The sequence below is a fragment of the Pedobacter borealis DSM 19626 genome, from assembly GCF_000708285.2.
Taxonomy (GTDB): domain Bacteria; phylum Bacteroidota; class Bacteroidia; order Sphingobacteriales; family Sphingobacteriaceae; genus Pedobacter; species Pedobacter borealis.
The window spans coordinates 1-8,438 of the sequence record NZ_JAUG01000151.1; the positions used below are offsets into that span (position 1 = coordinate 1).

The 8,438-nt window shown below is 34.2% G+C and carries 6 protein-coding genes; all 6 read left to right on the plus strand.

Translation table 11 applies throughout. The features are described 5' to 3' along the window. The first annotated feature begins 334 nt into the window (after nucleotides 1-334). The 6 genes from AW17_RS22765 (at nucleotide 335) to AW17_RS22790 (ending at nucleotide 8,411) form a co-directional block, all read left to right on the plus strand. Nucleotides 335-5,134, plus strand: a complete 4,800-nt coding sequence (locus AW17_RS22765) for a RecQ family ATP-dependent DNA helicase (protein ID WP_029280509.1) — start codon at nucleotides 335-337, stop codon at nucleotides 5,132-5,134. 273 nt (nucleotides 5,135-5,407) lie between these two features. Beyond that, nucleotides 5,408-5,611 (plus strand): hypothetical protein, encoded by a 204-nt coding sequence (locus AW17_RS22770; protein WP_029280511.1) that lies wholly within the window; start codon nucleotides 5,408-5,410, stop codon nucleotides 5,609-5,611. A gap of 766 nt (nucleotides 5,612-6,377) precedes the next feature. Continuing rightward, nucleotides 6,378-6,581 (plus strand): hypothetical protein, encoded by a 204-nt coding sequence (locus AW17_RS22775; protein ID WP_029280513.1) that lies wholly within the window; start codon nucleotides 6,378-6,380, stop codon nucleotides 6,579-6,581. Between the two features lie 160 nt (nucleotides 6,582-6,741). Next, complete coding sequence (locus AW17_RS22780) at nucleotides 6,742-6,948, plus strand: hypothetical protein (protein ID WP_029280515.1); 207 nt, start codon at nucleotides 6,742-6,744, stop codon at nucleotides 6,946-6,948. 13 nt (nucleotides 6,949-6,961) lie between these two features. Continuing rightward, nucleotides 6,962-7,447 (plus strand): DUF2335 domain-containing protein, encoded by a 486-nt coding sequence (locus tag AW17_RS22785; RefSeq protein ID WP_029280517.1) that lies wholly within the window; start codon nucleotides 6,962-6,964, stop codon nucleotides 7,445-7,447. Between the two features lie 64 nt (nucleotides 7,448-7,511). Next, nucleotides 7,512-8,411: an MBL fold metallo-hydrolase gene (locus AW17_RS22790; protein ID WP_029280519.1), complete on the plus strand. Its 900-nt coding sequence runs from the start codon at nucleotides 7,512-7,514 to the stop codon at nucleotides 8,409-8,411. Nucleotides 8,412-8,438 lie beyond the last annotated feature (27 nt).

Genomic DNA, 8,438 nt, shown 5'->3' on the forward strand with positions numbered 1-8,438 from the left:
GAAAGATGCTGAAATAAATTCAGCATGACGACCGCCTTATGAATGTGTACTAAAAATAAATATGGAATTAACAAAAGATGTGTCCACACGATAGGTTTTTATCGGGATAAAGTGGAGGGCAGGACTGTACTTGCCTAAATGCTACTGTACCTGATTTCCAAAAGAAATATTGCCATTTATATTTTCATCAGAATTCTAAGCATTAATAATTTGTTGGCATATATGGACTGTTATCCTCTCGAAAACAAATCACGGTTCTTAATAGATATACATTTGGTTTTTTATTATATTGCATATTGGATAACCTGTTATTAATGCGCTCAGTGATAGTTTTATGAAACCAATAGCTTTTGTAGATACTGAAATTAACCCCGAAACATTAAATATCCTAGATATAGGTTGCATAAAGAATGATGGAAGCAGTATTCATTCAAGTTCCCCTGAATCCTTATCTGCATTTTTAGGCACTACAGAATTTATTTGTGGACATAACATTATTTACCATGATTTACCACATCTTAAGAAAGCGATAACCGGATTGATTGATTTACATGTTATTGATACACTGTATTTATCGCCACTACTTTTTCCCAATAAACCATATCATGCTTTATTAAAAGATGATAAACTCCAAACGGAAGAATTAAATAACCCTTTAAATGACGCTATAAAAGCAAGGGATCTTTTTTATGATGAGATTGCATCATTCGATCAACTGGATAATTTACTAAAACAAATATTTTTTGCGTTGTTAAATGATAAAAAAGAGTTTAGTGCCTTTTTTAAATTTAAAAGCTTCCGGGCAGACTTTGTAGAGATTGCCAGAATTATTCGTGCCAAATTCCACCTAAAAATCTGTGGGCAGGCAGATCTAGATAAAATTATACGTCAAAATCCTATTGAATTAGCCTACTGTTTATCCATAATCAATTGCCAAGACAGGTATTCAATTACACCTCCATGGGTATTGAAAGTTTATCCAAAGGTTGAACGTATTATGTCTGAGTTAACAAACAAACCATGTTTAACTGGCTGTGTATATTGTAATACCGCACTTGATATCCATAAAGGCCTAAAGAAATATTTTGGTTTTGATTCATACAGAAGTTATGCTGGCGAGCCGCTACAGGAAAGATCGGTTGAGGCAGCTATTCAAAATAAATCTATTTTAGCTGTATTTCCTACAGGAGGGGGCAAATCCATAACATTTCAGGTGCCAGCTTTAATGGGCGGTGCAAATGCAAAAGGGCTTACCGTTATTATTTCTCCGCTACAGTCTTTAATGAAAGATCAGGTAGATAATCTGGAAAAAATAGGAATAACTGAGGCAGTTACAATAAACGGTCTGCTAGACCCAATAGAGCGAGGAAAGTCTTTTGAACGGGTAGAAGACGGCTCGGCATCAATACTTTATATATCCCCTGAATCTTTACGATCAAAATCAATAGAAAGGCTCCTTTTGGGAAGGAAAATTATCCGTTTCGTAATAGATGAAGCACATTGTTTCTCATCTTGGGGGCAAGATTTTAGGGTTGATTATCTATATATAGGGGATTTTATAAAGCTATTACAGGAAAAGAAGAGTCTTGAAGAACACATTCCAGTTTCATGTTTTACGGCCACGGCCAAACAGAATGTAATTGAGGATATCAGAAACTATTTTAATGTAAAATTATCGCTTGATTTAGAGGTTTTTAGCTCGAAGGCTTCACGAACAAATTTAACGTATAATGTATTTGAAAAAAGTGATGACGAAGAAAAATACAATGCGCTACGCGATTTAATCGAAGAAAAGGACTGTCCAACCATTGTGTATGTTTCAAGAAGAGGTAAAGCTGTTAAACTGGCTACCCGGTTATTAAAAGATGGCTTTTCAGTAAATTACTATCATGGGGGGATGGAACCTAATGAAAAGACGAAAAATCAGAATGAATTTATAGCCGGCCAAACTAATATTATGGTTGCTACTTCTGCATTTGGCATGGGCGTAGATAAGAAGGATGTGGGAATGGTAGTGCACTACGATATTTCAGACTCTTTAGAAAATTATGTTCAGGAAGCGGGCAGGGCAGGCCGTGATGAAAAGCTATCGGCAGTTTGTTATGTATTGTTTAACGAAGAAGATTTAAGCAAACATTTTATTTTGCTCAATCAAACCAAACTAAGCATTAAAGAAATCCAGCAGATTTGGAAAGCGGTAAAAGATATTACACGGTTTCGTTTAAATGTTTCAAATTCTGCATTGGAAATTGCAAGAAAAGCAGGTTGGGATGATAGTGTTAATGAAATAGAAACCAGAGTAACTACTGCTATTGCAGCCTTGGAGGATGCCGGCTACTTAAAGCGCGGGCAAAATATGCCCAGGGTTTTTGCCAACAGCATTTTAGCTAAAACCGCTCAAGAGGCTATCGATAAAATTAACAATTCCTTTAGGTTTGATGAAAAACAGAAAGAAAAGGCAGTTAGGATTATTAAGAGACTTTTTTCGAGCAAAAGTAAGAAACAGTTATCTGATGATGTCGGTGAATCACGCATTGATTATATATCAGACAGTTTGGGTATGGTGAAAGAAGATGTGATCCATATTATAAACTTGCTGCGGGAAGAGAAAATTCTTGCCGATACCAAGGATTTAACTGCATTTGTTAAAAGAAATGAAAGCAGGAACCGCTCATTGACAATTGTTGAGATTTTTAGAAAAATCGAAAACTTTTTGACAGCGGTTTTTAAAGAAGAGGAAATAACAATAAACCTTAAGGAACTAAATGAAGAGGCAGAATCTCAAGGTTATAATGATTTTACCCCAAACAAAATCAAAACCATCATCAATTTTTGGGCGATTAAAAAATGGATAAAGCGAGAAAATAAACCATACTCTAAAAATCACATTTCTCTAATCGCATTACAAGCAATAGCGTTATTAAAAGATAAATTGTATAAAAGGCATGAGTTGGCTAGGTTTATAGTAGAATACTTATACGACAAATCTAATAGTGATAAAGACAATTCCGAAAAGGATGAAGTTTTGGTAGAGTTTTCGGTTCATGAACTAAAAGATACTTTTCTCAATAGGAGTAGTTTATTTCAGCTTTCGGTTACTGTTGAAGATGTAGAAGATACGCTGTTTTATCTTTCTAGAATTGAAGCCATCAAAATTGAAGGCGGTTTTATGGTGATCTATAACCGTTTAACAATAGATAGATTGGAAAATGATAATAAAAGAAGGTATAGGGCCGAAGATTATGAGAAGCTAAATCAATTTTATGACAATAGGGTACAGCAGATTCATATTGTGGGTGAATATGCTAAGAAAATGATCGAGAATTATAAAATTGCTTTAGCATTTGCAGAAGATTATTTTCAGCTTAATTATACTTCCTTTTTAAACAAATATTTTAATGTAACCCGCCAAAATGAAATAAAACGAAATATTACACCAGCCAAATACAAGCAGTTGTTCGGTGATTTATCTGAAAGTCAATCACAGATCATAAATGATAAAGAAAACAGATATATTATTGTAGCTGCTGGTCCGGGAAGCGGAAAAACTAAAGTACTGGTTCATAAACTGGCCTCTCTTTTATTAATGGAAGATATAAAGCATGAACAATTGTTAATGCTTACTTTTTCGAGGGCAGCAGCAACAGAGTTCAAAAAGCGTTTGTTAAAATTAATTGGAAATGCTGCGGGCTTTGTTGAGATTAAAACCTTCCATTCCTTTTGCTTTGATCTGTTGGGTAAGGTGGGAAGTTTAGAAAAAGCAGATGCCATTTTAAAGAATACTGTTGCTAGAATAAAGAACAATGAAGTAGAAATTAGTAAAATCACTAAAGCAGTTTTGGTAATTGATGAAGCACAGGATATGAATGCCGATGAATTTGAACTGATTAATGCTTTAATGGATCAAAATGAAGAGATGCGGGTAATTGCAGTAGGCGATGATGATCAAAATATTTATGAGTTTAGAAACGCCGATTCAAAATATCTGGAAGAATTTCTTAGAAAGAAAGATGCTGTAAAGTATGAATTGGTCGATAATTATCGGAGCAAACGAAATCTGGTTGCTTTTAGTAATCAATTCATCTCCAAAATAAGCCATCGCTTAAAAACAACAGCAATTATTTCCAATAGTAAATATGTCGGCGGTATAAAAATAACCAGTCATAAAAACGGCAATTTGATTACGCCTTTGGTTAATGATATTCTAAAAACCAGATTGATAGGTACTACATGTGTATTGACAAAAACAAACGAAGAAGCAGCGATGGTTGTTGGCAGCTTGTTAAAACATAAAATGCCGGCTCAGTTAATACAGACAAACGATTCTTTTAATCTATACAACCTTGCTGAAATAAGATTTTTCTTAATTAGATTGGGATTAAACGATGAAGTATATACTTATAGTGATGAGGTTTGGACAAATGCATATCGGGAATTTACCCATAAATTTAAAAGGAGTTCCAAATTCGAAATCGTTGATAACCTTATCCATGATTTTGAAACTGTAAATCCGAAAATTAAATACAAGTCGGATTTTGATGTTTTTATCAAAGAATCAAAGATTGAGGATTTTTTTTATGATAATAGTGAAACAATTATGGTTTCCACAATCCATAAATCGAAAGGCAAAGAATACGATAATGTTTTTTTACTGTTAAAAGATTTTGACCTTAGTAAGGATAGTACTAAAAGGCAGTTATATGTAGGTATAACGAGGGCTAAAAATAACTTGTCAGTCCATTTAAATGGTAATTATTTGGACCAGATTGAAGTTGAAAATTTAGAAAGAATTGATGATGCAGATAGGCATCCAGAATTGGAAGAGATTGTTTATAACATGACCTACACTGATATCTGGCTGGATTATTTCGCCAATAAGCAACATTTAATATCACAATTAATAAGCGGTGAGAGATTAATCGTAGTTGGAGATGAGTGTAAGAATTTAAATGGTCAATCTATTCTTAAATTTTCAAGAAAATTTATAGAGGAAATAAATATTCAATTAAAAAAAGGTTTTGTCCTAAAGGCTGCAAAGGTAAATTTTGTTCTTTATTGGCAAAAGGAAGCGGCAAAGGAAGAGATAAAAATAATTTTACCAGAAGTTTTATTTGTAAAGAGGAAAGATTGTTAGTATTGGTTTAAGACAGTTATTTTAAAAGGAATTGATTTTTTGGTTTAATATACCTTGCAAAACTCAAAAATAAAACTTATATTTAATTAAGATAAAGGCAATCCACGCCATTTTAATGTTGTTCCAGAACGAAACCTTATCAAATTCCCCGTGGTATAAGGTTAAGCAAATTTTAAATAGCTTTTTTATAATGTATTGTGCAGCTTAAAAAAGCATTCTGATTAAAATTGTTAACCCTGAAAACTAACCATGTTTTCAACAATCTATATCGTCATGGAAAAGAGCCAAAACAATCAAAATCTAGAGAACGCGAAGCAGGAAGAAAAATTAAATGAAGAAAGGAAACACATTTACAAGTTTATCCTTAATCCATTTTCATTTGAATCTTCAAACCATTTCAACAAAATCCATAAAAGAAGATTTCATTCTTTCGGCTGCATTCACGAATTGGGAAAACTCCCGGGAGCAATGTTTTAAAATCTGCCGTTGAGATGCTGTCATTTCGAGGGGTAATTTATTGTATAAAAGTCAATATGAATAATGCATATCCTTTTTTGCCCAGAGGCTCATCCTTGCCTCGGCTCACCGCCGCCGAAAGGCTCTTTCTTTTTGGCATCAAAAAGACCAGCGTAGCTAGCTTGAATGCCGTTGAAAACATAAAGACCCATGAAAAAACAAAAAATGCCGGCTGAAAATTTTTCTTTCGAAGCTAGTGGGTTGGCTTGATGAGTGCGGCCCGAAAAATTTGTTAGGCCGGGTTTAAGTAGAACGGGGATACCGTGGTGCGGCCTAGCTGGGTGGAAATGTATAGTGTCGCAAATATCTTATTAGTAAGTAATTGCAAAATAACATCAATGGTAGTGGAGTGCAACGCAGTCGAGAAACCTGTCTAGATAGATCTCTCTGTTTCGCTACCGATGAAAATCGGTATAGGTAGCGCTTCATCCGATTACTATGGGATCGAGATGACGACTTCTCTTTATAATTCTGTCATTCTGAATGCAATGAAGAATCTTTTAATTGCTTGGTTGGTAGCTAACCTAGTCTTAGCGTCTCGCTAATGACTTTATTTTGTGCTACTGAAACATAGAACAAAATTAATTGAGAGGTCTTAGCGGGACGCTAAGACTAGAGAATACCTGACCAGGTATATTCTAAAAAATACATAAACCCATTCCCAAAACAACTAAGAAAAACAATCTTATTTTTCACTTGTTTCTATAATACATCAATTTACAATAGTATGGAAACAAATAAGGAAAAAGGTAAAGTTGTTGAGAACGATTTGCTAGATAAAAAAGTAGAAGATGTGAGAGATCATGATTCTTTAGATGAAAATAAATCATCGAAAATAACCACTAATCTTTTTAACAAAGATGATAAACGAAAAAATAATCCACTAGGGCCAGGACACGAACCCGGACCAACACCAGGTTCGGGAATATAATTTATTGGTGTTTTGTAAAAAATAGCTTTATATTAATTATTGTAACACGAATGATACGATAATGAGTTGAAAGACTACTATATTTGTATGTAAAAACAATAATACTCACCTTAAATGGTTTATATTAAATAATTTTATTAAACTAAAGAAAGGTTATCTTATGGATGAAAAAAAAATATGCAGTGATTTTTTATTTTCAAATTCGAGTTTTATAACTGGAGCTGCAACAATATTCAATTTATCAGGTGATTTTTATGATTATAATTCTTCTGCTTCGGATATAGAAGCAGACCAAAAAGCTATTTGTAATGACTTTAAAGTAGTTGGAGAAGACTTAAAGTCCGCAATTGAAGAATTTACTCTATAATCTATAAATATTAATGTCATCTAATAAAAACTCTCAAAACCATCGTGCACAATTAACAAGATTAGAAGACGAGGTTATAAGGACTGAACCCGAACTGTTTACTGGTCTTCCTAAAGATAGAGCACGGAAAATAGTGCAAACTGTGGCTGTTTCAATTAAATCTCATAGTGGACCATTACCTGATCCAGAGACTCTCAATAGATATAATGAAATAATACCAAATGGTGCTGATAGAATTATGATTGGTTTTGAGAAACAATTAGACCATAGAATTGATATTGAAAATCATGCTATTAAAGGTCAAGTTAGACAAAGCGATAGAGGACAATTATTTGCTTTTATTATAGCTATAATAGTCTTATTTGCTTCATTTTGGTTGATTAACCAAGGTCATGACACTGCTGGGACGATACTCGGTTCAGTTGATTTAGTCGCCTTAGTAACCGTTTTTATAACAGGAAAGGCTCGGCAAAAAAAGAATTTACAGGATAAAAAATAGAATAATTATTCATTATTAGATCTAAACCACAGCAGTTGCTGTGGTTTTTTAGCTAAATCCCAAAATGGAAAGAAGAAATTTTATCAAAAACTCGGCATTGGCCATGGCCTTGCTTTCAATTTATAAAACGGATGTTTTTGCGCAGCAAGAGCTAATGCGTGCTTACAACTTTAAACTATTGCGCAATAATGTGGGGATATTTACTGAACAGGGCGGTACAATAGGCTGGTTAAATTCGAGCAATGGTTTTGTAGTGGTAGATGCCCAGTTCCCAACTTCGGCACCTCATGTGATCGAAGAATTAAAAAAACTTGGTGAAAAACCTTTCAAATACCTGATTAATACCCATCATCATGGCGACCATACCGCGGGCAATATTTCCTTTAAAGGATTGGCCGAAAAAGTTGTGGCACATCAAAACTCCTTAGTGAATCAGAAAAGAGCCGCCGAGAAAGCAAATAATTTAGACAAACAGTTGTTGCCTGATACTACTTTTGGAACAAAATGGACTGCAAAAGTAGGGGATGAGAACATAAAAGCTTACTATTATGGCTCCGGTCATACCAATGGTGATGCCGTTTATCATTTTGAGCATGCAAATATTGCGCATGTAGGCGATTTGGTGTTCAATCGTAAGTTTCCTTACATTGATCGGGAAAATGGCGCACACATCGGCAATTGGATCACGGCATTGGATAAAATTTTAGCTCGGTTTGATAACGATACCCTGTTTATCTGGGGACATAGCTTAGAACCTGAAAAAGTAACAGGAAACAAAGCAGATGTTAAAGCTTTTCAAAATTACTTGCAAAACCTTTTAACTTTTGTGAGCGGAGAAATCAAAGCAGGAAAAAGCAAAGAAGACATTCTAAAAGCAAGCTCAATTCCAAATGCAACAGAATGGAAAGGAGATGGCATCCAAAGGAGTTTAACTGCTGCTTATGATGAGCTGAAAGGGGTGTAAATACTTACTGACCTGAGTTCGATAATT